General features: G+C 41.2%; 25 protein-coding genes and 1 pseudogene. 10 read left to right on the top strand and 16 right to left on the bottom strand.

What is annotated here, in order from left to right; translation table 11 throughout:
- Nucleotides 1-578 precede the first annotated feature (578 nt).
- The 4 genes from MK409_RS00235 to MK409_RS00220 all read left to right on the top strand — a co-directional run bounded on the left by MK409_RS00235 (nucleotide 579) and on the right by MK409_RS00220 (nucleotide 3824).
- A complete protein-coding gene (locus tag MK409_RS00235; RefSeq protein ID WP_033584335.1) occupies nucleotides 579-1010 on the top strand; it encodes an Rrf2 family transcriptional regulator in 432 nt (143 codons plus the stop codon).
- 91 nt (nucleotides 1011-1101) lie between these two features.
- Entirely contained in the window at nucleotides 1102-2106 is a 1005-nt protein-coding gene (locus tag MK409_RS00230; RefSeq protein ID WP_268704918.1) for an NADP-dependent oxidoreductase, read from the top strand.
- 13 nt (nucleotides 2107-2119) lie between these two features.
- Nucleotides 2120-2956: an alpha/beta fold hydrolase gene (locus MK409_RS00225; RefSeq protein ID WP_044020346.1), complete on the top strand. Its 837-nt coding sequence runs from the start codon at nucleotides 2120-2122 to the stop codon at nucleotides 2954-2956.
- Nucleotide 2957: 1 nt separating this feature from the next.
- Nucleotides 2958-3824 (top strand): SDR family NAD(P)-dependent oxidoreductase, encoded by an 867-nt coding sequence (locus tag MK409_RS00220; protein WP_044020344.1) that lies wholly within the window; start codon nucleotides 2958-2960, stop codon nucleotides 3822-3824.
- Nucleotides 3825-3961: 137 nt separating this feature from the next.
- Here the strand turns inward: MK409_RS00220 and MK409_RS00215 are convergent, their stop codons facing one another.
- Nucleotides 3962-5443, bottom strand: coding sequence for a M protein trans-acting positive regulator PRD domain-containing protein (locus tag MK409_RS00215; RefSeq protein WP_268704917.1), 1482 nt, complete (start codon nucleotides 5441-5443; stop codon nucleotides 3962-3964).
- A 296-nt stretch (nucleotides 5444-5739) separates the two neighbouring features.
- Here MK409_RS00215 and MK409_RS00210 point away from each other — a divergent pair, with 296 nt between their 5' ends.
- The 5 genes from MK409_RS00210 to MK409_RS00190 all read left to right on the top strand — a co-directional run bounded on the left by MK409_RS00210 (nucleotide 5740) and on the right by MK409_RS00190 (nucleotide 7661).
- A complete protein-coding gene (locus tag MK409_RS00210; protein WP_000964741.1) occupies nucleotides 5740-5976 on the top strand; it encodes a GlsB/YeaQ/YmgE family stress response membrane protein in 237 nt (78 codons plus the stop codon).
- Between the two features lie 99 nt (nucleotides 5977-6075).
- Entirely contained in the window at nucleotides 6076-6639 is a 564-nt protein-coding gene (amaP, locus tag MK409_RS00205) for an alkaline shock response membrane anchor protein AmaP (protein ID WP_025168468.1), read from the top strand.
- A 10-nt stretch (nucleotides 6640-6649) separates the two neighbouring features.
- A complete protein-coding gene (locus MK409_RS00200; protein WP_000454669.1) occupies nucleotides 6650-6820 on the top strand; it encodes a DUF2273 domain-containing protein in 171 nt (56 codons plus the stop codon).
- An 11-nt stretch (nucleotides 6821-6831) separates the two neighbouring features.
- Nucleotides 6832-7416, top strand: a complete 585-nt coding sequence (locus tag MK409_RS00195) for an Asp23/Gls24 family envelope stress response protein (protein ID WP_000072928.1) — start codon at nucleotides 6832-6834, stop codon at nucleotides 7414-7416.
- Between the two features lie 41 nt (nucleotides 7417-7457).
- Nucleotides 7458-7661, top strand: coding sequence for a CsbD family protein (locus tag MK409_RS00190; protein WP_000102421.1), 204 nt, complete (start codon nucleotides 7458-7460; stop codon nucleotides 7659-7661).
- A 218-nt stretch (nucleotides 7662-7879) separates the two neighbouring features.
- On the opposite strand, the gene MK409_RS00185 is transcribed toward MK409_RS00190, so the two are convergent.
- The 3 genes and pseudogenes from MK409_RS00185 to MK409_RS00175 all read right to left on the bottom strand — a co-directional run bounded on the left by MK409_RS00185 (nucleotide 7880) and on the right by MK409_RS00175 (nucleotide 9556).
- Nucleotides 7880-8401 (bottom strand): hypothetical protein, encoded by a 522-nt coding sequence (locus MK409_RS00185; RefSeq protein WP_268704916.1) that lies wholly within the window; start codon nucleotides 8399-8401, stop codon nucleotides 7880-7882.
- A 70-nt stretch (nucleotides 8402-8471) separates the two neighbouring features.
- Nucleotides 8472-8998 (bottom strand): annotated as a pseudogene (locus tag MK409_RS00180) (thiol-disulfide isomerase).
- A 102-nt stretch (nucleotides 8999-9100) separates the two neighbouring features.
- Complete coding sequence (locus tag MK409_RS00175; RefSeq protein ID WP_268704915.1) at nucleotides 9101-9556, bottom strand: GNAT family N-acetyltransferase; 456 nt, start codon at nucleotides 9554-9556, stop codon at nucleotides 9101-9103.
- Between the two features lie 69 nt (nucleotides 9557-9625).
- Here MK409_RS00175 and MK409_RS00170 point away from each other — a divergent pair, with 69 nt between their 5' ends.
- Complete coding sequence (locus MK409_RS00170; RefSeq protein ID WP_268704914.1) at nucleotides 9626-10285, top strand: prepilin peptidase; 660 nt, start codon at nucleotides 9626-9628, stop codon at nucleotides 10283-10285.
- On the opposite strand, the gene trpA is transcribed toward MK409_RS00170, so the two are convergent.
- The 12 genes from trpA to MK409_RS00110 all read right to left on the bottom strand — a co-directional run bounded on the left by trpA (nucleotide 10257) and on the right by MK409_RS00110 (nucleotide 24123).
- Nucleotides 10257-11033, bottom strand: a complete 777-nt coding sequence (trpA, locus tag MK409_RS00165) for a tryptophan synthase subunit alpha (RefSeq protein ID WP_061586752.1) — start codon at nucleotides 11031-11033, stop codon at nucleotides 10257-10259. The genes MK409_RS00170 and trpA overlap by 29 nt on opposite strands.
- Entirely contained in the window at nucleotides 11026-12249 is a 1224-nt protein-coding gene (trpB, locus tag MK409_RS00160) for a tryptophan synthase subunit beta (protein ID WP_268704913.1), read from the bottom strand. The genes trpA and trpB (MK409_RS00160) overlap by 8 nt, the downstream gene beginning before the upstream one ends.
- Nucleotides 12227-12826 (bottom strand): phosphoribosylanthranilate isomerase, encoded by a 600-nt coding sequence (locus tag MK409_RS00155; RefSeq protein WP_268704912.1) that lies wholly within the window; start codon nucleotides 12824-12826, stop codon nucleotides 12227-12229. The genes trpB (MK409_RS00160) and MK409_RS00155 overlap by 23 nt, the downstream gene beginning before the upstream one ends.
- Nucleotides 12813-13580, bottom strand: a complete 768-nt coding sequence (gene trpC / locus MK409_RS00150; RefSeq protein WP_268704911.1) for an indole-3-glycerol phosphate synthase TrpC — start codon at nucleotides 13578-13580, stop codon at nucleotides 12813-12815. The genes MK409_RS00155 and trpC overlap by 14 nt, the downstream gene beginning before the upstream one ends.
- Nucleotides 13577-14581, bottom strand: coding sequence for an anthranilate phosphoribosyltransferase (gene trpD, locus MK409_RS00145; RefSeq protein ID WP_000658672.1), 1005 nt, complete (start codon nucleotides 14579-14581; stop codon nucleotides 13577-13579). Before trpD ends, trpC begins: the two co-directional genes overlap by 4 nt.
- 10 nt (nucleotides 14582-14591) lie before the next feature.
- Nucleotides 14592-15158 carry an aminodeoxychorismate/anthranilate synthase component II gene (locus MK409_RS00140; RefSeq protein WP_268704910.1) on the bottom strand — a complete coding sequence of 189 codons (567 nt, stop codon included), beginning with the start codon at nucleotides 15156-15158 and terminating at the stop codon, nucleotides 14592-14594.
- Nucleotides 15155-16516 (bottom strand): anthranilate synthase component I, encoded by a 1362-nt coding sequence (gene trpE, locus MK409_RS00135; protein ID WP_268704909.1) that lies wholly within the window; start codon nucleotides 16514-16516, stop codon nucleotides 15155-15157. Before trpE ends, MK409_RS00140 begins: the two co-directional genes overlap by 4 nt.
- 550 nt (nucleotides 16517-17066) lie before the next feature.
- Nucleotides 17067-18245 carry a tryptophan synthase subunit beta gene (gene trpB / locus MK409_RS00130; RefSeq protein WP_268704908.1) on the bottom strand — a complete coding sequence of 393 codons (1179 nt, stop codon included), beginning with the start codon at nucleotides 18243-18245 and terminating at the stop codon, nucleotides 17067-17069.
- Between the two features lie 334 nt (nucleotides 18246-18579).
- Nucleotides 18580-19806: a DegT/DnrJ/EryC1/StrS family aminotransferase gene (locus MK409_RS00125; protein ID WP_268704907.1), complete on the bottom strand. Its 1227-nt coding sequence runs from the start codon at nucleotides 19804-19806 to the stop codon at nucleotides 18580-18582.
- Between the two features lie 42 nt (nucleotides 19807-19848).
- Nucleotides 19849-20541, bottom strand: a complete 693-nt coding sequence (locus MK409_RS00120) for a sugar transferase (protein WP_000922221.1) — start codon at nucleotides 20539-20541, stop codon at nucleotides 19849-19851.
- 104 nt (nucleotides 20542-20645) lie between these two features.
- On the bottom strand, nucleotides 20646-22388 hold the full coding sequence (locus MK409_RS00115; RefSeq protein WP_268704906.1) for an ABC transporter ATP-binding protein: 1743 nt from the start codon (nucleotides 22386-22388) through the stop codon (nucleotides 20646-20648).
- Nucleotides 22378-24123, bottom strand: a complete 1746-nt coding sequence (locus MK409_RS00110) for an ABC transporter ATP-binding protein (RefSeq protein ID WP_268704905.1) — start codon at nucleotides 24121-24123, stop codon at nucleotides 22378-22380. The genes MK409_RS00115 and MK409_RS00110 overlap by 11 nt, the downstream gene beginning before the upstream one ends.
- Between the last annotated feature and the right edge of the window lie 34 nt (nucleotides 24124-24157).

The following is a 24157-nucleotide window of genomic DNA, read 5'->3' as shown; positions in this document are numbered from 1 at the left end:
CCAGCAACATATGGTGACTAGAAATGACTGTAGTAATGTCACCATCTTGTCTTATGCACTTCTAAAATTTGTTTTATTGATTCGAAAACAAAGCTAATAAAAATTAACTAAACTTGAGAGATAAGTACAATTGAGACGAAAAAATGTGTAACCAATACTACTTGTAAAGGTAAGAAAGTATTATTTCTATTCTATTAATGATTTATATACTATCTATTGTGACACAATACTCACTATAATTCAACATTTTACTAATTAAAAATTATAAAATAAGTTTCAAGTCCTCATAACGCTTTGAAAAGAACAAAAAAACGGAATGAAATAACATATAATTAGATTATGAAACAAAGTTTACTAGGCACAAACTAAGATATGTTTAATCAAGCAGAGAGGGGAGATTCTGTTTCTTTAAAACAAGTTTATCCTCCCATTTGATTATGAACTTTCTTACCAAACATCTCTAATCTGATGACACTCTTCAAAAAATTTTTTTTAATTTAAAACAAAAGTCTTGCTTTTCTTTTTATTTGTGCTATACTTGTTCTTGTATCAGATACAAGTTATCTAAAGGAGTTTATATGGATACGAAATTTTCAGTAGCCTTGCACATCCTAACCATGATTAGTGAAAGCAAGGATACCTTAAGTTCACAAGCACTGGCTGAGAGCGTCGGGACCAACGCTAGTTACATTCGAAAGGTGATTGCCTTATTGAAAAATGCAGATTTGATTCATTCCCAGCAAGGAAAAACAGGTTATCAACTCAGTAAGTCTCCAAAGAAAATGACTTTACTAGAGATCTACTATGCTACTCAAGAAATCAATCACATTAGTTTATTCCCTGTTCATCAAAATAGCAATCCTGATTGCCCTGTTGGAAAACATATCCAAGGAGCAGTTTCACCGCTTTTCGCTAGTGCCGAATCTCAATTAGAGAAGGAATTAGCAAATCAAACTTTAGAAGATGTCATTGACAATCTATATAAACAAGCCAAACAAGTCCGAAACTGATTTGATAACAAATCAGTTTTTACCTGAAACAACATATACTTGTATTAGATACAAGTATACTCAGTCGCGTTAAAAAAGAAAAGAGAAGACAATGAAAGCCGCACAACACACTACTTATAACAAAAATAATATCACACTGAACATAACAGAAATCGCTAAACCAAGTATCACAGACAAAGAAGTTTTAATCAAAGTCACCGCAGCTGGGGTTAATCCTCTCGATAACATGATCTCTCGTGGTGAAGTCAAGATGATTGTTCCTTACAAACTTCCTCAAACTGCAGGTAACGAAGTAGTTGGAATCGTTGAAAGCATTGGCAAGCAAGTTGACAACTTTCAGGTCGGAGATCGTGTATTTGGCCGTCTGCCACTTGATCATGTCGGCGCCTTTGCAGAATACGTAGCTGTCGATAGCCAAGCCTTAGCCAAGGTTCCAGACTATCTATCAGACGAGGAAGCTGCTGCTGTTCCTCTTACTGCCTTAACCATTATACAGGCTTTTGACCTCATGGGCGCTCAAGCTGGGAAAATAATCTTTATTTCTGGTGGTACTGGAGGAGTTGGTGGAATGGCCATTCCGATTGCCAAAGCAAAAGGTTTGAAAGTCATTACCAACGGTTCTGGAGATAGTGCAGAGCGTGTCTTGAAACTAGGAGCAGACCGCTTTATCGATTACAAAACAGAGGATTATACAAAAACTGTTAGCCAGGTTGATTATGTCCTCGATACTCTCGGTGGAGCTGAAACTGAAAAACAAATGTCTATCATGAAAAAAGGTGGTCATCTTGTTTCACTTCGTGCCATGCCAAACGCTGCCTTTGCCAAACGCATGAATCTGCCAAAATGGAAACAGATGATTCTTGGCTTAGCTGGTCGCAAATTTGATAAGATGGCTGACAAATACGGCGTTCACTACCATTTTATCTTTGTAGAAAGCAACGGCGCTCAATTACAAGAGGTAGCTGACCTCTTTAGTAAATTAGAAATCAAACCCTCTATCGATACAGTTTATCCATTTGAAGAAGTGAATAGCGCCTTAGACAAGGTCGCTAATGGTCGCTCGCGTGGAAAAACAGTCCTCAGCTTTAAGAAATAAAAAGGAAAACACAATGTCATATCTTACAACTAAAAATCAATACATCACTGTCCAAGGAAATCAAATTGCCTATCGCGAACTCAGTAAAGGCAAATCAAAACTACCTCTTCTGATGCTGGTCCATTTGGCAGCAACTCTAGATAACTGGGATCCAAGACTATTAGACTTGATTGCTGAAAAGCACCATGTCATTGTAGTCGATCTTCCTGGAGTAGGAGCCAGCCAGGGAAAAGTTGCTTCGACGATTCCTGGAATGGCTGAGCAGACAATTGCCTTTATTCAAGCCCTTGGTTACGATAAAATCAACCTCCTAGGTCTTTCAATGGGAGGTATGATTGCACAAGAAATCGTCAGAATCAAGCCTAATCTAGTCAACCGTCTCATCTTGGCAGGAACAGGACCTCGAGGTGGAAAAGAGATCGATAAGGTAACAGGGAAAACATTTAAGTATATGTTTAAAGCTGGACTCGAGCGCATCGACCCTAAACGCTATATCTTCTATAATCATGATAAACAAGGGAAAATTGAAGCTTTGAAAGTTCTAGGACGAATGGGTATGAGAACAAAGGAATTTGCGGATAAAGACATGAGTGTGCCTGGTTTCCTAACTCAACTCAAAGCTATTAAACGTTGGGGGAAAGATCCTCAAGACGATCTAACATTTATCACTCAACCAACCTTAATCGTCAACGGGGACAAGGATATGCAGGTTCCAACGGAAAATTCCTATGACATGCATGAGAAAATCGAAAATAGTAAGCTGATTATCTATCCAAATGCAGGGCACGGTTCGATCTTCCAATATGCAGACGAATTTTCAAAAGAACTCATTACTTTCTTGGAGGACTAAGATGGTCAAAACGATTCTGATTACAGGTGCTACTGACGGTATTGGGAAACATTTGGCAAAGAAACTGGCCAGTGAAGGTCATCAGATCATCCTCCATGGTCGAAACCCTCAAAAACTTGAGTTGGCGCTTCAAGAGGTTCGGGCAGTTTCCTTGAGAGGCAGAGTTTCTAGTTACCTTGCAGATTTTTCAAAATTAGACGATGTTTATCGATTTGTGGAAGAAATCAAGCGAGACTTTCAAAGTATCGATGTCTTGTTTAACAATGCAGGACTGTATGCAGGAAAAGAACGAAAAGCGAGTGCTGAAAATGTCGAGTTGACTTTTATGTTATCCGTTCTCATTCCCTATACGTTAACAACTGAGCTAAGCCCCTTGTTAGAAAAAGCGCCTGACGGTCGTATCATTAATACCTCCTCCTATATGCATCATTTTGCCAAGGTCAAGGATTTAGACTTTGGATTTGAGAACAATTATAATCCCGGATTGGCCTATAATAATTCTAAACTTTACACTATTTGGATGACACGCTATCTAGCCAGAAAGTTCTTCTTAAGAGGTTCAAACATCACCATCAATTCTTACCATCCAGGTTTAATTTCAACCAAATTGGGGAATGATTCCTGTGATGAAAAGACGAAAAAGTCTCTCTTCGGACGCTTGATGAAGTCATTTTCAAAAGATCTAGACGAGGGAATTAAAACAGGCTACTACCTCACCTTATCAGAAGAAATTACAGGTTTGACTGGCTACTATTTTGATGAAAAAAAAGTGAAGTCAGCTTCTGAAAAAGGATATAATTTTGAAAAAGCTCAAGATTTAATCACTTACTGTGACGATAAAATCAAATTGTTTCAAACCAAACAGTGAGTAGTCTGACTCTATTTTCCTTTAATGACTAAGTAAAGGTACTTCAAAACTAGTTGATTCTCAATGTAAAAGTTCGTGTAAGGAAAGAAACATCAACAGAAAAAGCCTTGATTTCAAGGCTTTTTTGTTAATCTTAGTTACTCGTCCAATCGAATAAACATCATTGCGTTAAGCAAAGAGATGAGAGCAACTGTATTGACATTATTAGAATAGATCAGTCTCTTATTTTCAATAGGAGGAATAATAAAATTAGAAATAATGATGTCGTATGGTGATTCTTTTAGAGAATCAAGTGATAACTCTAATTCACCCCAAACCTCCAGTTCAAAATTGTTACTACAATAGTAAGAAAGTGTCTCGGCTACTGATTTTGCATGATACTGATCAAAATTACTCATGACCAAAACCTTTAATTTAGGTTGATTTTGTAAAAGATTTAGCACCAAGTGTTTGCTATGAGTGATAAAAGTATAAGACAAATGATTGACCTTCATTGAATTACGATCCATATCCAAAGCCTCTAGATAATGTTCAATCCCTTCCTTCACCTCTGAAACAAATCGAGGGAAAATATTTTGAAAGTTTTTGATTGTATTGCCTTTTTGATCAAATAGGATAAACTCTGTCGATAATTCCTGGCGATGCAGATGTGCCGTATTATGCAGATGCCAAATCAGATTGTCTCTATTGTCTACTTGGAGATTATAGTCTCTTGATACCTGATCTACTAGATCGCCCAATAACTGATACGATTTTTTTACATAGCTGTCTGTTTTTGCATGGTTGAGAAATACTTCTTCATCTATGAAAAACATTTTTTGAAAATAGGATACAAATAGTTGGCCTATCACTTCTTTATTCAGAGAGATATGATATTCACAATCAAAGCTGGCTACAATCTCTTCGATTTCTTCTGCCTGCATGAAAGATTCCAACAATTGATTGTTAAAAGAATTTTTCTCAACTTCCAAGAAATGACCAAACTTTATTCGGTATAAATTTGTTACGAGGAGTAACTTTAACATTCGTTGAGTGGCGAAATTGACTGGAAATGCAGTTTCTTTATAGACCAGTGCCAACAGCTTACACAAAGGTTCTACAGAAAAATCTTCAAATGGCCATTCGAGGAAATAATATTTCTCTGAAAAATACTGGGCAAAAAAGTAACGGATATCGATTTCATTTCCAGTGATTCGAACTGGATTAAGGTTAATTTCAAAACGATATTGATTCTTAATAATTTTATTAATATGACTGATGATACGGTAAAGAGAGGAAGAACTGATATAAAACTCTTTGCAAATACTATCAGTATCACATCCTTCATTAAAGAAGATAAATTCTAAAATTGAAAAGTGGGTTGAATGCTTAAAAAAATGATGATAGACCATCTCAATATCACTATCGTCGGTATTAATGATACGGATACCATTTGTTGAGGAATGAAAAATCAAGTCAGGAAAAGAAGACCTGACATGGGACAAGTCATCTTTTACAGAACGTTCTGTACAGTGCAATAATTCTGCTAGTTCTGAAATATGAAACCAGCGTTTGTTTTCAAATAGTAATTCTAATAATTCTAATTGTCTGTGACTTTTTTTCGATAATAAATCTCTCATGGATAGCTTTTCTTTCTTTATAATAAACTGAAGGATTGTCTTTCAATCTTCATGCAATTATACCACATGGAGTGTATTTATCCTCTTACAACGACTTTTGCTTGTCATAAAAAGACTAGTCTAATCCCTTAGAAACCCAGTAGCTTCAAGATTTTCTTATTTATTTGTATCTAAAGTACATGTTTACAGTACGGTTTTTAAGACGAACTATTATGTTTCCAAGTTGAAATACTATATAATTAGTTCAATCAAAGAAATTGACTCTTTGATTTAGAAATAGAAAAGGAGGATACACTATGTTGTGGTCCATTATTGTAGGAGGTCTTATTGGTCTCATCGCAGGTGCAATCACTAAAAAAGGTGGTTCAATGGGATTGATTGCAAATATCTTTGCAGGTCTTATCGGTTCGTCTGTAGGGCAATCACTTCTAGGAAGCTGGGGACCTTCATTGGCTGGAATGGCTATTATTCCGTCAATCGTTGGTGCTGTGATTGTTGTTGCAGTCGTTTCATTTCTATTTGGTAAAAAATAAGCATTACCTAATAAGAAATTAAAAGTGATAAGCCATAATTTTGAATACTGTAGACGGGTAAAATTATGGTTTAAAGCTTTTCAATTGAAAGGATTTAATATGTCAAAATCAAAGAAAATATTGTTACTTATTTTCTGTATCTTAATCTTGACTATTTTCCTTCCTATTCTCATAGATTATCATCAGGTCAGTGATTTAGGGATCCACTTATTCAGTTGGAGAGAACTCTACGCTGAATTCCTGATTGCTAGATATGTCTTTTGGGGGACACTTGTCCTATCTGTTTTAGTTTTAATTTCAATGTTAGTGATACTCTTTTATCCTAAACAATATCTAGAGATTCAATTAGAAACTCAAGAAGATACATTAAAACTAAAAAATTCAGCTATCGAAGGCTTTGTTCGATGTTTGGTTATTGATCATCAGTTGATGAAAGAACCAACGGTCCATGTAAATAGCCGCAAAAATAAATGTTTCGTTACTGTAGAAGGGAAAATTCTTCCTTCAGACAACATCTCAAATCGATGTCTAGTCATTCAGAATGAAATAACTCATGGATTAAAGCAGTTCTTTGGTATTGAACGTGAGGTAAAACTTGAAGTTAAAGTAAAAGAATTTGAACCTCGAAAAACGACCAAAAAGACTGTTAGTCGTGTAAAGTAAGGAAGTAAAAATGGAATGGTTTAAAAAATATCAGTATCCAATCATTGCAGGTTTAGTAGGTGTCATTCTCGCTTGCTTTATCCTATCCTTTGGCTTTTTCAAAACACTATTTGTACTAATTTGTGGAGCCCTAGGAGCATTTGCTGGATACTATGTTAAGGAAAAATATTTAAATAAATAAAGGAGTCTCGTATGTCAAACGTAGATAAAAATGTAGAAAAAAAAGATATTGCTGTTGTTTCTCAAGATGTTAAAGGGGAACTCACTTATGAGGATAAAGTAATCCAAAAAATCATTGGTCTTTCACTTGAAAAAGTACCTGGACTTTTGGATGTGGATGGAGGATTCTTCTCTAATCTAACAGAAAAAATTATCAATACAGATAATGTCACTCATGGTGTCAATGTTGAAGTTGGGAAAGAGCAAGTTGCAGTTGACTTGAACATTGTTGTTGAATACCAAAAGAATGTCCCTGCTTTGTACAAAGAAATCAAAGATGTTGTCGTATCACAAGTTACAAAAATGACTGATCTAGAAGTTGTTGAAGTCAATGTGAATGTTGTTGATATCAAAACGAAAGAACAGCATGAAGCAGATTCAGTAAGCCTCCAAGACCGAGTAACTGACGTGGCTTCTTCAACAGGAGAATTTGCTTCAGAACAATTTGAAAAAGTGAAATCTGGTATCGGTTCAGGTGTTGCTGCTGTTCAAGAAAAAGTAGGCGAAGGTGTTGAAGCCGTTAAGGGCGAAGCAAAGGAAAATGCTCGCGTACACTAATTCATCTGATCAAAATCAATCAATTTAAAGGAGGCAGAATCATGTCAACAGAAGAAAAATTAAACCAAGCAAAAGGTTCCATTAAAGAAGGTGTCGGCAAAATGATCGGCGATGAAAAAATGGAAAAAGAAGGAACAGCTGAAAAAGTTGTTTCTAAAGTAAAAGAAGTTGCTGAAGATGCTAAAGACGCTGTCGAAGGCGCTATTGAAGGTGTTAAAAACATGCTTCACAAAGATGAAAAATAAGGCTAAAAGTTAGCTGACCTTTTCATCTATAGTAGTCAAAAAGAGGACCGTAAATGTCCTCTTTTTTTGTACATCGGATTCTAAACACGCTTCCCAATTTTCGTTAAAAGAAATTCTTAACAGGAAAAGCTCTGTTTTCAGGGCTTTTTGCTTGTTTAAAATAATAGCTCCCTTTTAAAAGAAACAAAATTGAAAAGGTTACACACTACTAGACTGGCTTATTTATCCACCACCTGAGCTTCAAATTGGGCTGGTTTCTTGTCTACATTGGTAATGGTGATCGTGTAGGGCTTGTTATTGGTGGCATCAAAGACTTTTTCACCTTGGTAACTCACAACAACTCCATCTTTTACTAAATAAATATCTGCTTGCTTGTTTGGAAGTTCTTCATCCTCCTCATCCAAACCATGGCTTTTTATAATTTTTTGTCCCTCTACTTCATAGTAAACATCACCATTTCTCTCACTCCAAACACTAGAGCCAGTTAATTTAATTCTGCTTGAATCATTTTTCTTCAAGATGAAGATTGAATAGTATTCCAAATCTTGTGTTCTGGGATTTACTCTTAAGTTGACGGATTGACCTGGTTGAAGAGTGTATTTGCCATAGTTCAAAACGGAAAAGACAAACCAGACTAGCAGCAAACTATACAAGACTCCTATAATTATTCGTGAGCGCCTACTTTTAAACAAACGTAAAAGTAAGACAAAAGAGACAATAAAGAGCAATTCTGTAAACATTCTTGTCCCTCCTTTCTCATCATCGTTGACATCCTGAACAAGGTCTCGTGTTCATTTCTCACTGGTAACATCAACCATACAAAGTCTGATACATCTTATCTAGAAAAGCTTTCAACTCTTTTCGAACAATCTTTAATAGGCGTTCTTCTTCGGCTTGAGAGACGGTCACACTTTCTTTTATATTGTTTTCATTAACTTGAAAGTAGCTACTAGAAACTAAATCAAAGTTCTTATCCAATTCATATAGTACACTAGTTATTTTACCATCTATCTCTATTCTAAAATAAGCAGTTACCCCATTCCGTCCCGGATTTGAGATATCCAAATCGATGTCTCCTTTTATCCCTACGGAGTCAATCCCTCCATCCAAGCGGATAGCACCGTCGGGAGGAACAATATAGCCTGCTTTTCGCATGTCAGACGCATATTTTTCTGACGCCATTAAATGTTGTAAGACTGCTATATTATCCTTTTCTTCAAAGGAAGCCTTTAGTTGGAACTGTTTTGGTGGCTTTGATACTGAAAATAAAGAGTGATACCAACAACTAAGGCAAGTACAGAAGCGAGCAAGATTCGTATTTTTCTACATTTCGACATGTTTATCTCCTCTATCTAAGAAATCATAATAATCTTGTTTCCAACTTTGAAAGGTAACTGTTTTATCCCCGGATATCCTTGGAACTCTAACTCAAGTGACTGCTATCTACCCTTTTTCATGATGTATTTTCGTATAGGTTTTTCAACCATTTGAACGATTTCAAATCCTTCTTTTTGGTAAAGATTGTAAGCTTTTTGATTTGCCTCGTAGACATTTAGAGAGACAGTATCTATGTCTTCATTTTCAAATGCCAAACTAACAAATTTCCTTAAAGCCTGGCTACCTAAGCCTTGCCCCTGCTTCTGGGGGTTGATAAAAAATCTCCCGATATGAAGATTCCTGTCTTCTAGCCTGATTTTCTGGATAAGCCCCACAAACTCTTGTCCATCAAAGATTGAAAAGATCCCTTCCAAATCTTGCAAGACTTGAATTGTCAAGGGAAAAGGAATCATTGGTCCCATCCATTGTTCTTGAAAAGATTTGCCAAGGGAGTTGGACCATTGGCATACGTGCTGAGCATTTTCTGTGCTCACATTTTCTTCAAAACGAATCATCATCTTGACCTCACCATCTTATCTATGTTTCTCCATTATACTACTTCTCCTATTTTTTACGAATAGATAAGTATGATTGATCTTTATTTTTTTCTTGTCGGGAGCATTCTCGCTTCTTTCTTGGGTTTGGTCATTGACCGTTTTCCTGAGCAATCCATTATCCGACCAGCTAGTCACTGCGATTCCTGTCAGACTCGCTTGCGTCCGTTGGATTTGATTCCTATCCTCTCGCAGGTATTTAATCGCTTTCGCTGTCGCTACTGCAAGATTCGTTATCCATTCTGGTATGCCCTCTTTGAACTCGGCTTAGGAATCCTCTTTCTAGCTTGGTCTTGGGGATGGATTTCCTTGGGTCAAATCATCCTCATCACTGCTGGCCTGACCTTAGGAATCTATGACTTTCGCCATCAGGAATATCCCTTGCTGGTCTGGATGACTTTCCACCTAATCCTCATGGCTTTCTGTGGTTGGAATCTAGTCATGGTCTTCTTCATTATCCTTGGAATCATGGCTCATTTCATAGATATCCGCATGGGTGCAGGGGATTTTCTCTTTCTGGCTTCTTGTGCGCTCGTCTTTAGCGTGACAGAATTACTCATCTTGATTCAGTTCGCTTCTGCGGCAGGCATTCTGGCCTTTCTCCTGCAAAAGAAAAAGGAAAGACTTCCTTTCGTGCCTTTCCTCTTACTTGCTGCCTGTGTGATTATTTTTGGTAAGCTACTGCTTGTTTGATAAAGTCCTGAATTGGCTCTCCTTGGTGGAGAGCTTTTACAATTTTCGAACCGACGATAACGCCATCTGACACCGCATTGAAGCGTTCTACATCAGCCTGACTAGACACACCAAATCCTGTCAAGACTGGGATGTCAGCTACTTGATGCAATTGTGCTAAGTGCTTGTCCAAGTCTGCACGGTAATTTCCTGACTTTCCTGTCACCCCATTGATGGCAACTGCATAGATAAAACCTTCTGCACCTTCAATGAGTTCCTTTTGACGGTCAATTCCTGTCGTCAAGCTAACTAGGGGGATCAAGGAAATGTCTGTATCTGCCAAAAAGGGCTCTACAAAGTTGGCATGCTCATGAGGCAGGTCTGGGATAATCAAGCCCTTAACTGCTGTATCTGCCAGATCTTTGACAAATTTCTCCACACCGTACTGAAAGAGGGGGTTGAAGTAGGTCATGATGACAAGTGGAACTTCTGTTTGAATGGTTTTCAAGGTTTCAACCAAATCCTGGGTAGAAGTTCCATGAGCTAGACTGCGCAAGCCTGCTTCTTCGATCACAGGTCCATCTGCAACAGGATCTGAAAAGGGAATGCCCACTTCAATAGCTGAAACACCCAAATCTTCTAAAAAGTGGATTGTTTCAGCGAGACCATCCAAACCTTTCTCATGGTCTCCAGCCATGATATAGGGAACGAAAATTCCTTTTCCTGCTGCTTTGATAGCATTCAATTTTTCTGTTAGAGTCTTAGGCATGAGCTTCTCCCTTCTTTGCTGCATCTGTTTCCAAGCGGTCCTTGACTTGAACTACATCCTTGTCCCCACGACCGGATAGGCAGACAATCATTGACTTGTCTGGACCAAGTTCTTTGGCCAATTTCACTGCAAAGGCGATAGCGTGGCTAGATTCCAAGGCTGGGATAATCCCTTCCACACGAGACAAGAGCTGGAATCCTTCCAAGGCTTCCTCATCTGTCACGGGGACATAGCTGGCACGTTTGATATCGTGGTAGTGAGAGTGTTCTGGACCGATACCAGGATAGTCCAAACCTGCTGAAATAGAGAAAGCCTCAAGAATTTGACCATGAGCATCTTGGAGCACATCCATAAGCGAACCGTGAAGGACACCCGGACGACCCTTGGTCAAAGTCGCTGCGTGGTGCTCTGTATCCACACCAAGTCCAGCTGCTTCAGCCCCATACATAGCTACAGACTCATCTTCTACAAATGGATGAAAGAGACCAATAGCATTAGAACCACCACCAACACAGGCTACTAGGGCATCTGGCAAATCTTGACCTGTCAAGTCACGGTACTGTTGTTTAGCCTCTCGACCGATGACACTTTGGAAGTCACGAACGATTTCTGGGAAAGGATGAGGTCCCAAGGCAGAACCAAGGATATAGTGGGTATCATCGATATTAGCCACCCATGAACGAAGGGCTGCATTGACTGCGTCTTTGAGCACGCGCGAACCATCTGTTACAGCTTCCACCTTGGCTCCTAAAAGCTCCATGCGGAAAACATTGAGGGCTTGACGTTTAACATCTTCCTCACCCATATAGATAGTACATTCCATGTTGAAAAGGGCTGCAGCTGTTGCAGTTGCCACACCGTGCTGACCAGCACCTGTTTCAGCGATAATTTTCTTTTTGCCCATTCGTTTAGCGAGGAGAACTTGTCCCAAGGCATTGTTAATCTTGTGGGCCCCTGTATGGTTGAGGTCTTCACGCTTGAGGTAAATCTTAGCTCCGCCAATATGCTGGGTCAAGTTTTTTGCATAGTAAAGAGGCGTTTCACGTCCTACATACTGGCGTAAGAGCTGCTTTAATTCCTCTTGGAAACTTGGGTCTGCCTGACTTTCACGGTAAGCCTTCTCCAACTCCAAAACTGCTGTCATCAATGTTTCTGGGACGAAACGTCCACCGAATTTTCCGTAAAATCCATCTTTATTTGGTTCTTGATATGCCATTCTTTGCCCTCTCTATAAATCTTCTAATCTTTTCCTGATCTTTTTGTCCATCTGTCTCCACTCCGCTTGATACATCAACTGCATAGGGAGAGAAATGTTGAATTGCTTTTGCTACATTGTCTTCCTTAAGCCCACCTGCGATGAAAAATGGCTGAGCTAGTTCTGCTGTATCCAGTTGGCCCCAGTCAAAGGTCTGACCACTCCCAGCCACAGGGGCATCAAAGAGTAGATAGTCTGCCCGAGAATGAGGCACATGACCATTTCTATCTACCTGCACGGCCTGAATGCTGGCACAAGGCAGATCCTCAAACAAATCATCCGCTACCTGATCATGAACTTGTACCAAGTCCAAGCCAACCTTTTCAATCGCTTCTAGCAATTCTTCTCGACTTGGTGAAACAAATACGCCAACTTTTTTTACATAGGAAGGAATGAGCTTTGCCAGCTCAGCAGCCTCTTCCAAGGTCACCTGTCTTTTACTGGGTGCGAAGACAAAACCGATGTAGTCGGCCCCTGCTGATACGGCTGTTTCTACCGCTTCTTTGGTCGATAGTCCACAAATTTTAACCTTTGTCAATCTGCAACTCCTTGATTCTTTGAGCCACATCCTTTGCCTGCATGAGAGCTGTTCCCACCAAAATTCCGTTAAAGTATGGTGCTAGTCGTTCCGCATCCTGCCCTGTGAAAATGGCAGATTCAGAAATATAATAGCGACCTTCCTTAAAGTGCTGGGCCAAGTCTACACTGGTCTGCAAGTCGACTTCAAAGGTGGTCAAGTTGCGGTTGTTAACCCCAATAATCTGGGCACCAAGTCTGTGGGCTACCTCTAGTTCAGCTAGATTGTGAGTCTCCACCAAGACTTCCAGACCAAGCTCTGTCGCGTAGTCATACAGTTCCTTGAGGCGTTCTTCTGACAAGGCAGCGACAATTAGCAAGATAACTGTCGCGCCGGCATTGCGAGCACGGATGATTTGCTTTTCATCGATGATAAAGTCCTTGTTGAGCGTTGGAATGTTTACCTGACTGGAGATCTCACGTAAATAATCCAAATGCCCTTTAAAGAAAACTTCATCTGTCAAAACCGAAATCATCACTGCGCCGTTCGCTTCATAAGTCTGGGCCTGTTGCACAATATCCACATCGAGATTGATATCTCCCAGACTAGGGCTAGCTTTCTTGACTTCAGCGATTACCTGCAAACGGTCTTGATGTTGTTTTAAATAGTCAGATAAGCGATAGGTCTGGCGCAAGGGATGGACTTCCTCCAGCTCCATCTGCTCGACCTCACGCGCCTTCTGCTCCAAAATTCGTGCTAAAAATTCCTGACTCATTTTTGGTACTCCTGTAACAGTCTGAGCTTTTCAAGGGCCTTGCCACTAGCAATTACTTGACGAGCCAAGGCAACTCCTTCCTTGATACTAGCTACCTTACCATTGGCATAGAAACCAAGACCAGCATTTAAAACTGTCGTTTCCAAGAATGGACTTGGTTCGTTTTGAAGAACGCTGAGCAAAATTTCTGCATTTTCCTGAGCATTGCCACCACGGATATCTTCGATAGCGTAGCGTTCCATCCCCAAATCTTCTGGAGTAAAGCTTGACAAGGTGATTTTGCCATTCTCAAGAAGGGCAATGCTGGTAGCTCCATTCAAACCAGCTTCATCCAAGCCTTCTGGTCCAGCAACCACGATGGCACGTTTGCGACCCATATTTTTCAAAACCTGAGCGGTACTTTCTAGCAGTTCTGGACGACTAATACCAAGAAGCTGTGTTTCCAAGGCCATTGGGTGAATCAGTGGACCAGTCAAGTTCATAATCGTTGGAATTCCCAATTCCAAACGAGCTGGCATGATGTATTTCATAGCTGGGTGCATATTTTTAGCAAAGAGAAAGACGATTCCAGTTTTATCAAAGACCTTACCTAGTTCAGCTGGTTTAAGGTCAAGATTGATGCCCAATGCTTGAAGGACGTCTGCAGAACCCGATTTAGAAGAAATCGAACGGTTACCGTGTTTAGCCATATGAATGCCGCCACCAGCCAAGACAAAGGCTGCAGTTGTGGAAATGTTAAAGCTGAAAGACTTGTCACCACCTGTACCACAGTTGTCCATAGCATCATGGATTTCAGTTGGAATGTGTTGGGCATGGCCTCTCATGACTTGTGCAATGGCTGTGCGTTCTTCAGGTGTTTCCCCCTTCATCTTAAGGGCCAAGAGAAGAGAAGCAATCTGCGCTTCGGTTACACGCCCAGTTACGATACGCTCAATGACATCCGTCATTTCCACACCTGATAAATGTTCAAATTTTGCTAGTTTTTCAATAATCTCTTTCATCCTAGTTTCCTCACTTTACAACCTTCTCGATAAAATTCCGAATAGAAGACAAGCCATCTGGCGTTCCGATACTTTCTGGATGGTACTGGAAGCCATAAATCGGCAGGCTTTTGTGTTGAATTCCCATAATAGCTTGGTCATCAGTTGAACGAGCTGTCACTACAAAGCCTTCTGGCATTTCTTCAATTAAAATACTGTGATAACGCATGACTGGACGACCATCCTCAATGCCTTGATAGAGAACAGATGGCGCTTCAAAGTTGATATGGCTCTGTTTCCCATGCATGACTTTTGGAGCCAAACCTAGCTTTCCACCAAAGACTTCTGCGATGGCTTGGTGCCCCAAACAAATCCCTAGAATCGGCTTCTTGCCTGCAAAGTCACGAATCATGTCTTCCATCTTTCCGGCATCCACTGGCCAACCTGGACCAGGAGAAAAGACCAGACCATCTGCTTTTTCAGCTTCTTCATACAGCTTAGGATCATCATTTCTCAAAACCTGCACCTCTGCAAAATTCCCAATGTATTGGGCCAAGTTATAGGTAAAGGAATCATAGTTGTCAATCAATAAAATCATGGTCTTAGTTCTCCAATTCTAGTCATAGATTTAGCCTTGTTAATGGTTTCTTGGTATTCGTTTTGGGCGATGGAGTCATAGACAATCCCTGCCCCAGCCTGCACATAGACTGTTTGATCTTTGAGAATCATGGTTCGGATAGCAATGGCGAAATCCATATCACCCGTCGCAGACAAGTAGCCGATTGCTCCTGCGTATACGCCTCGTTTTTCCGTCTCCAGTTCATAGATGCGTCTCATGGCCCGAATCTTTGGTGCTCCTGAAACTGTTCCAGCTGGAAGTGTAGCTTTCAAGGCATCCATGGCAGTGAGTTCGGGAATCAAACGCCCTTTCACCACACTGGTCAAATGCATGACATAGCGGAAAAGCTCCACTTCCATATACTTAGTGACTTGGACACTTGCCGTTTCAGAGATGCGGCCAATATCGTTACGCCCCAAGTCTACCAACATCCGATGTTCTGCTGTTTCCTTCTCATCAGAAAGCAGATCAGTTGCCAAAGCTTTGTCCTCTTCATCCGTAGACCCTCTTGGTCGCGTACCGGCAATCGGATTGGTTGTCACAATGCCATTTTTGACAGAAACCAAACTTTCAGGACTAGCACCGATGATTTGATAATCCCCAAAATCATAGAAATAGAGGTAATTAGATGGATTGGTCACGCGGAGATTTCTGTAGAAGTCAAATGGATTTCCAGTAACTTCTGCTGAAAAACGCTGGCTGAGCACGCATTGGAACATATCACCATTACGAATCAAGTCGCGAGCTGTTTCCACCATTTCCTCAAACTTCTGAGGAGCGATATGCGGTTTGAAGTTCAGCGGAGATAGATCCAAATCTTCAAATTCATTTGGAGCAGGAATGCGTAATTCCTCCAGCACTTGCTTCAAGGCTTCTTCCAAATCTTCTTGACTGCGATCACTATAGAGAGCATCCTCGATGACATGGATTTTTTCCTTCTTATGGTCAAAGACCATATAACTCTCATAGACAAAGAAATGCATATCTGGTGTCCCAATGGTATCTTGAGGGATTTGACCAATTTCTTCATAAAGAGAAATCATATCGTAACCGACAAAGCCAATGGCTCCTCCACCAAAAGGGAGATCTGAATGGTGCTGGCTCTTATGAGTCACTTCATAAATGAAATCCAAAGGATCCCGATCAATCACTTGACCATTTTGATAAAGGACTCCATTTTCAAACTGAATCTCAAAAACAGGATTATAGGCTAGGATAGAAAAACGAGCTGTTTCCTTGTCTCTCGGAATACTTTCTAAGATCACCTTGTGTTGTCCCTTTAGGCGCATATAAGCCAAGATTGGTGATAAGACATCTCCATGAATGATTCGTTCCATTGTAATTTCCCTTTCAGTTTCTTATTTTTAATTTTTGGTCTTTTTTCTATTTCCCTTAAATAGTGCGGACGGGAGGTAAAATTATCCAGTGGATGATTTTAGAAATCCATGAAATGAAAGACCTAATTTTCGAGACTTAGGTCTCAAAAATTCCGTTCTAGAGAAGCATCTTTGCTTCTCTAGAATACCACTATAGCGGGAAATAGCGGGTCAATGCTCACTTCGTTAGCAAATATTTTATAGAAATCTATCTAGTGATGAAGCATAATTTAAAACTGATAGCCATATCTACGATAAATATATAAAAATCCCCACGCAAAATAACTTGCGTGAGGACGAAATTCGCGGTGCCACCTCAATTATAGGATTTCTCCTATCTCTCATTCCTGTCTCAGAACATTCCTGCAACAGGCTGTGCGATAAAGGGCACTCCCTTGAGAATTATGTTTTCTTCTCTCGTTTCAGATAGACCCAACCTTACAGCTTTCTCTGCTTGTTTCCAGCAACCACAAGCTCTCTGTGAGAGAAAAGACTGTAATTTTTCCATCTTTTATTTTTTAGCTTCTAGGTAGTCTGCAATAGCAGCTACGTCCTTGTCTCCACGACCAGAGACATTGATGATGATAATCTCATCTTTACTTAGTTTCGGTGCACGTTTAACCGCTTCTGCGATGGCGTGCGAACTTTCAATCGCTGGGATAATCCCTTCAATCTTGCTGAGAAGGAGCAAGGCTTGAACAGCTTCTTCGTCTGTCTCTGCCACGTATTCTACGCGGCCAGAATCTTTAAAGTAGGCGTGTTCTGGACCAACCCCTGGATAGTCCAAACCAGCTGAGATAGAGTAAACTGGAGCCAGCTCTCCATCTTCCTTAAAGACTGCATAAGTCTTCATACCATCGACAATTCCGACACTACCTTTTGTCATAGTGGCTGCGTGCTTGTCTGTGTCAAGTCCGTGACCGGCAGCTTCGACCCCAACCAATTTGACTTCTTCATCAGCCACATACTGTGAAAAAGCACCGATGGCATTAGAACCACCACCTACACAGGCAATAACGTAGTCTGGTAAACGGTCTTCTTTTTCCAAGATTTGACGACGAGATTCTTCACTGATGACCTTTTGGAATTCATGAACAATGGTAGGATAAGGATGAGGGCCTACAGCAGATCCCAAAACGTAGAAGGCTTCAAGGTCATTCATCCATGCTCCAAAGGCTGCATCAACCGCATCCTTAAGGGTACGAGTTCCAGTTTCAACCGCGTGAACAGTTGCTCCCATCATCTCCATACGGAAGACATTGAGACGTTGACGCTCCACATCTTCTGCCCCCATGTAGACATCACAAGCCATACCAAACTTGGCTGCAGCAGCCGCTGTCGCAACACCGTGCTGACCAGCTCCTGTTTCTGCAATCACTCGTTTTTTGCCCATACGTTTGGCAAGAAGAATTTGTCCTAAAACATTGTTGAGCTTGTGAGAACCAAGATGGTTAAGATCTTCTCGCTTGAGATAAATCTTAGCCCCACCTAGGTGGTCTGTCAAACTTTCCGCAAAATAAAGCGGTGTTTCGCGACCAGAATAATCCTTCAAGTAATGGCGAAATTCTGCCAAAAACTCTGGATCATCCTTGTACTTGTCAAATGTCACTTCCAACTCATCCAACAAAGCCTGAATTGGCTCCGGTACAAAACTACCACCAAATTGTCCAAAATAACCTTTAGTTGTCATAAATTTTTCCTCTTTCAGTATTAATTTAAAGATATGAAAAAAGCCCACACACAGAATCTACTTCCGTGTGAGGGCGTTGGTAACGCGGTGCCACCTCAATTATAAAGGGACTATTCCCCTTTACATCTCTGCCTTGTCTAACAACAAGTTGCACTGTAAGGTGTGCGCACCGAATTTTCATTGTTTCAAATTCATTTTTAAAATCAGCCCACTTTCACTACTTCCAACCACCTGTTCACAATCACCACAGGCTCCCTGAAGATCAAAAATAGTTACTTTTCTGATTTGTTGAGAATATTATATGCTATTGTCCGCTTTTTGTCAAGATTTTTTATTATTTTTTTCCAGAACCGAGGATTTCTTCAGAAATTCTCACTAAAGTCTGAACGATGTAATCAACTTCTTCATCGCTTAATTTTGTATGAAGAGGAAGCGTAATTTCATTTTCAAAGAAGGCATAGGCTCTTGGATAATCTGCCATATCAAAACCAAGATTCTTATAGGCTGTCAAGAGAGGAAGCGGTTTATAGTGTACATTACTTGCAATTCCTGCTTTGGCCAATTCTTGGATGATGAGGTTGCGTTCTTCTAAACTTGCTCCTTCTACATGGGTGATATAGAGGTGGCGTGAAGATTCGACACTATCAGTCTTGTGTGCCAGTGGGTGAATACGAGTACCCGCAAAACCACGATCATAGCGGTCCACGATGTTCTTACGACGTTGTAGCAACCCAGAGTAACGGTCCAATTGTACCAAACCAAGTGACGCCATGATATCGGTCATATTGCACTTGTAGGCTGGTGTGACGATATCGTATTCCCATGAACCCAATTGCATCTTGGCAAGAGCGTCTTTGGTTTGACCATGAAGGGAAAGGATCTGGAATTCCTTGTACATCTCTTCATCGTCAATCGCTGGATTGACCTTCCAAGTCGCACTTCCTCCCTCAGCAGTTGTAAAGTTCTTAACGGCATGGAATGAGAAGGAAGTAAAGTCAGCGATCGAACCAGCTGGTTGCCCTTTGTAAGTAGATCCCAAAGCATGGGCACTATCAGAGACAATCACGATACGGTTAAAGGCCTTTTGCCACTTGCTAGCAGCTGTAAAGAGATCACGTTTTTTCTCCACAACTTGGAACAAACGGTCATAGTCGCACACAATCCCTGCAAGCTCTACTGGGATGATAACCTTAGTTTTCTCAGTGATAGCTTGCTCAAGCAAGTCATAGTCCATCTCAAAAGTATCTGCTTGGATATCCACCATGACAGGTGTTGCTCCTACGTGAGTGATAACACTACATGAAGCTGTATAGGTCATAGCTGGAACGATGACTTCATCACCTGGTCCCACTTCCAAAACACGTAAAATCAACTCAAGGGCGGCAGTCGCAGAGTTGAGGCAGACAGTCTTAGGTGTCTGTGTGTATTGAGACAAGCGACGCTCCAGTTCTTTTGTCTTCGGACCTGTTGTGATCCAACCAGAACGCAGGGTATCTGCTACTTCAGCAATTTCAGCTTCAGTGATATCGGGCGGTGAAAATGGAATATTGTAATTTGGCATTGATTTGCTCCTTTTATCTGTACTCATTTTCTCATGACTACTTTATTTTAGCACTTCAAACACGGTTTGAAACATGATTTTGATGTCTCCAAGGAAACTAAACTCTCGGAGATAGGCGAGATTATAGCGCATCTTTTCAGGAAGAACATGCTCTACATAGGCCTGGTCAACCGACAGACCTTTCTCTGTCATCTGACTGATAATCGTGTCCTCATCCTTGTAGTTGATGCTGGCTGGAGAGGTGATTCCTGCTGGCAAGAGCAAGGTCGCCATCATTTCAGGGCTATACTGCTCGGTGTAACGTGGCACCTCAGGTCGTGTGCCTACAAAGGACATTTCGCCTTTAAGGACATTGACCAGCTGAGGCAGTTCGTCCAAACGCACACGTCGAATGAAATTTCCAACCTTGGTAATGCGACTATCGTTAGCAGAAGTCACCAGGCTTCCTTTTTTATCTGCATCCGTTACCATAGTACGGAACTTCCAAATCTTGAACGGACGGTTGTACTGGGTCACGCGCTCTTGCTTGTAAATGACAGGTCCCTTGCTATCCAACTTGATCCAAATGCTCAAGATAAGAAAGACGGGAGAAGTCAAAAGTAGCAAAAACAGGGCCAGAACCCAATCCAGGCAACGCTTGAAAATCAGCGACCCCTTCCTTTTAGAGACAAGCTGGTAATAAGACTCAACCTCGCTTGATTGCATTTCCACGGGCAAGTCTTCCCATTTCAGCATGCTGTTTCTCCTTTGTTTTTATTATACTATTTGTCAACATTTTTCATTATACCACAAAATGGAAAAGGCGGTGCAAGAAATCTGTAATTTAAAGGAATTCTTCTTTAGGTAAGAGCCCCTGCCTGCAAGCTATACATCTTGTGATAGGTTCCTCCCAAGTCCAAGAGTTCCTCATGGGTTCCACTCTCGATGATGCGCCCCTTGTCCAAAACGTAGATACAGTTGGCGTCTTGGATGGTCGAAAGGCGATGAGCAATAGCAATGGTCGTCCGACCCTGTCTCATCTTAGCTAGGGAATCTTGAACCAAACTTTCTGTTTCCGAATCAATATTGGCTGTCGCTTCATCCAAAATCAGGATTTTAGGTTGACTAGCAACTGTTCTGGCAAAGGCAAGAAGCTGGCGCTGTCCAGTAGAAAAGCTCGAACCACGCTCAGATACAGGTGCATTATAACTCTGCGGAAGCTCCTGAATAAAGGAATCTGCATCGACAAAGGCAGCCGCAGCCTGGACCTCTTCATCACTAATGTCTTGGTACATGGCGATATTGGACTTGATAGTCCCATGATAGAGGAAGGGATCCTGCAAGACCAGACCGATGTTCTTTCTCAGCTCTTCCTGACTGTAGTCCCTAATATCCACACCATCCAAGAGAACTCGGCCTGACTGAAATTCATAAAAACGCATGAGGACATTGATAATAGATGATTTCCCCGAACCTGTATGACCTACAAAGGCAATGGTTTCCCCCTTGTTAACTGAAAAAGAAATGTCATCCAGAATCGGGTGTTTGCCATCATATGAGAAACACACATGTTCAAAACGAATATTGCCTTCTGTAATCTTTGCTTGGCTATCCTTTTGAAGGGGTTCATAGGTCCTCTCATCAATCAAGGCAAAAACACGGCCTGCAGAAACCATAGAAGTTTGAAGGGTTGAAAAGTTTTGCGTCACCTCAATCAGAGGATCAAAGAGACGGTTGATATACTGGATAAAGGCATACATGGTTCCTGCTGTTATTCCCAGATAAAGCCCACGGTAGCCAAAATAGGCCATCAAAACAGCGTAACCTAGAAGTTTCAACAAACTCATGGCAGGTCTCAAAAAGAGGGCATCCAAGGCTACAGAACGGTTGGCATAGACCAAATGTTCTTGATTAATCTCATCAAATTCTGCCTGCAGACGCTTCTCTTGGTTGAAGGCCTGGATAATCCTGATTCCCTCGATATTCTCTGCCAGCTTACTATTGATATCTGACAAGAGACTTCTGGTTTTCTCGATAATCTTGACTGACTTTTTCCGATAGAGATTGACCAAAAGGAAAATCAAGGGAAGAAAGAGCAAAACTAAAGCTGTCAAACGAAAATCCAGCACCAACATGGTATACAGAGTTGTCAGAAAGATGAAAACTGCTGAAATAAAGCTGGATAAAATTCCCGAAAACATATCACTGATGGTCTCAGTATCATTGGTCAAACGAGAGACGATGGAACCTGCTGGCGTCTTGTCAAAATAAGACATGCCCAGTTTCTCCATATTGGCAAAGGCATCGTGACGAATATCTCTGACAATACTGTAGGACACCCGCGCAAAGAGAAGATTGCCGACATACTGGACCAGAGTTTGCAGGATATAGAGGCCATAGTAGGCCAATAAAACTGTAATAGCAAGATGGTTTAGGTTGCTGAGGTACTGGTCGATAAAGTGGGAAGCCACAAGGGGAATGACACTTTTAATGATTGTAGTCACGAGGAGAAAACTGAGTGCCAAAAAGGTCAGGAGGCCATAGGGCTTGAGATAAGACATCAAGCGCTTCAATACAGCCAATTGTTCTTTCTTATTCTGCATCTTCTTCTCCTTTCATTTCCAACTGCTGAGACTGGTAGGTTTGGGCATACCAGCCATTCAGGACTAGCAAGTCATCGTGCTTGCCCCGTTCGATAATTTGACCATTTTGCAGAACCAAAATCAGATCTGCATGGACAACTGCACTGAGTCGATGTGCTGTAATAATAGTTGTCTTGTCCTTGCGCGTCTCCTTGAGATTGTCGATAATCGCATACTCTGTCTTGGCATCCACGGCTGACAAGGAATCATCTAGAATCAAGATATCAGGGTCTAAAATCATAGCCCTACTCATAGCCAGACGTTGCTTTTGACCACCTGAGAGACTGACTCCCTTTTCACCGATCAGCGTATCAAATCCCTGAGGCATGTCCACAATATCTTTATAAACTTGAGCTAGTTTAGTCGCTTCCTCGACCGCTGAAAGGGGCAAATTAGGATTGCCGAAGCGGATATTGTCTAAGATAGAGGTCGCAAAGAGAAACTGATCTTGAGGGACATAGCCCATGAGACCACGAAGGTCTGTCAGACGATAATCACGAATATCGTGATCGTTTAGATAAATAGCTCCCTTATCCACATCGTATTCACGCAAGAGGAGCTTAATCAAGGACGTTTTCCCAGAGCCTGTCTGTCCGACCAAGCCTAGGGTTTGTCCTTTTTCTAAACTAAAGTGAATATCCGTCAGTGTCTCCTCATTTTCAAAGGCAAAGCTGTCAATAGCGTACTCCAAACGTCCATTTTCAATACCGTCCAGAGGAAACTCAGGGTCTTTTACAGGTGATTCCTGAGATAAAAGTTCCTCAATCCGTTGGTAAGAAACCTTGCCTCGCTGAGTGATATTAAAGAGGAAACCAATGGCCATAAGAGGCCAAACTAGCATATCCAAGTAGCTGATAAAGGTGACCAGATTCCCAACCGTGATTTGCCCTTCCTGAACCATCAAGGAGCCGACCAAGAGGGTTAACACATAGGATGAACCAACAAACAAGAGAACCATGGGGTCAAAGAGACTATCGTATTTCATGGTTTGCAGGTTCTTTTGGAAGGTCAATTCATTGACTGCCTGAAAGGACTTCAACTCGTCCGCCTGGTAACCGAAAGACTTGGTCACTTTAATACCTGATACAGACTCCTGTACCTTGTTATTAAGTTCGGAAAAGGCAGCTTGGGATTCGCCAAAGGCCTTGTGGGTCTTTCTCCCTAGACGACTGGTCGCATAAGCCATGAAAGGCAGGGGAAGAATGGCAACCAAGGTCATCTGCCATGAAATGCTAAAGAGCATGGTCAACAAGGTCACTAAAGCTGTGATTGAGGCATCAACCGCTGACATAACCCCTCCCCCTGCCAGACGCGTTAAGGCATTGATATCGTTGGTGGCGTGTGCCATCAGGTCCCCCGTCCTATAGGTTTGATAAAAGGCTGGAGACATTTTTGTGAAATGCTCAAATAAGCGAGAGCGCATAATCTGTCCCAGACGGTAGGAAGTCCCAAGGATATACATCCGCCAAACATAGCGCAGATAGTACATCCCAAAGGCCGCAAGAAGCAAGTAAAATAGGTCAAGAAGGAGGTCCTGCTGGGTTAATTGCCCCGATGTGATGGCATCGATGACCCGCCCCATGACCATGGGGGGAATGAGATTGAGGACGGAAACCAAAACCAGGGCCACAATCCCGACTAGATAACGGCGTTTTTCTAACTTGAAAAACCACCAAAGTTTTTGAATAATGGACATAACATCCCTTTCTGATTGCAAATTGAAACCTGAG

It is taken from the genome of Streptococcus oralis (assembly GCF_026782375.1).
GTDB lineage: Bacteria > Bacillota > Bacilli > Lactobacillales > Streptococcaceae > Streptococcus > Streptococcus oralis_CL.
This window is presented reverse-complemented; position numbering and strand designations above follow the sequence as displayed.

Bases quoted from the DNA above. Each gene is read 5' to 3' on its own strand.
- MK409_RS00215 (WP_268704917.1), bottom strand. From the start codon at position 5,443: ATGAGAGATTTATTATCGAAAAAAAGTCACAGACAATTAGAATTATTA.
- trpE (WP_268704909.1), bottom strand. From the start codon at position 16,516: ATGGAACGAATCATTCATGGAGATGTCTTATCACCAATCTTGGCTTAT.
- trpC (WP_268704911.1), bottom strand. From the start codon at position 13,580: ATGAGTCAGGAATTTTTAGCACGAATTTTGGAGCAGAAGGCGCGTGAG.
- trpB (WP_268704908.1), bottom strand. From the start codon at position 18,245: ATGACAACTAAAGGTTATTTTGGACAATTTGGTGGTAGTTTTGTACCG.
- trpA (WP_061586752.1), bottom strand. From the start codon at position 11,033: ATGCCTAAGACTCTAACAGAAAAATTGAATGCTATCAAAGCAGCAGGA.
- amaP (WP_025168468.1), top strand. From the start codon at position 6,076: ATGTCAAAATCAAAGAAAATATTGTTACTTATTTTCTGTATCTTAATC.
- MK409_RS00190 (WP_000102421.1), top strand. From the start codon at position 7,458: ATGTCAACAGAAGAAAAATTAAACCAAGCAAAAGGTTCCATTAAAGAA.
- MK409_RS00110 (WP_268704905.1), bottom strand. From the start codon at position 24,123: ATGTCCATTATTCAAAAACTTTGGTGGTTTTTCAAGTTAGAAAAACGC.
- MK409_RS00120 (WP_000922221.1), bottom strand. From the start codon at position 20,541: ATGCTGAAATGGGAAGACTTGCCCGTGGAAATGCAATCAAGCGAGGTT.
- MK409_RS00125 (WP_268704907.1), bottom strand. From the start codon at position 19,806: ATGCCAAATTACAATATTCCATTTTCACCGCCCGATATCACTGAAGCT.
- trpD (WP_000658672.1), bottom strand. From the start codon at position 14,581: ATGAAAGAGATTATTGAAAAACTAGCAAAATTTGAACATTTATCAGGT.
- MK409_RS00140 (WP_268704910.1), bottom strand. From the start codon at position 15,158: ATGATTTTATTGATTGACAACTATGATTCCTTTACCTATAACTTGGCC.
- MK409_RS00235 (WP_033584335.1), top strand. From the start codon at position 579: ATGGATACGAAATTTTCAGTAGCCTTGCACATCCTAACCATGATTAGT.
- MK409_RS00175 (WP_268704915.1), bottom strand. From the start codon at position 9,556: ATGATGATTCGTTTTGAAGAAAATGTGAGCACAGAAAATGCTCAGCAC.
- MK409_RS00185 (WP_268704916.1), bottom strand. From the start codon at position 8,401: ATGTTTACAGAATTGCTCTTTATTGTCTCTTTTGTCTTACTTTTACGT.
- MK409_RS00230 (WP_268704918.1), top strand. From the start codon at position 1,102: ATGAAAGCCGCACAACACACTACTTATAACAAAAATAATATCACACTG.
- MK409_RS00225 (WP_044020346.1), top strand. From the start codon at position 2,120: ATGTCATATCTTACAACTAAAAATCAATACATCACTGTCCAAGGAAAT.
- MK409_RS00195 (WP_000072928.1), top strand. From the start codon at position 6,832: ATGTCAAACGTAGATAAAAATGTAGAAAAAAAAGATATTGCTGTTGTT.
- MK409_RS00170 (WP_268704914.1), top strand. From the start codon at position 9,626: ATGATTGATCTTTATTTTTTTCTTGTCGGGAGCATTCTCGCTTCTTTC.
- MK409_RS00210 (WP_000964741.1), top strand. From the start codon at position 5,740: ATGTTGTGGTCCATTATTGTAGGAGGTCTTATTGGTCTCATCGCAGGT.
- trpB (WP_268704913.1), bottom strand. From the start codon at position 12,249: ATGGCATATCAAGAACCAAATAAAGATGGATTTTACGGAAAATTCGGT.
- MK409_RS00115 (WP_268704906.1), bottom strand. From the start codon at position 22,388: ATGCAGAATAAGAAAGAACAATTGGCTGTATTGAAGCGCTTGATGTCT.
- MK409_RS00220 (WP_044020344.1), top strand. From the start codon at position 2,958: ATGGTCAAAACGATTCTGATTACAGGTGCTACTGACGGTATTGGGAAA.
- MK409_RS00200 (WP_000454669.1), top strand. From the start codon at position 6,650: ATGGAATGGTTTAAAAAATATCAGTATCCAATCATTGCAGGTTTAGTA.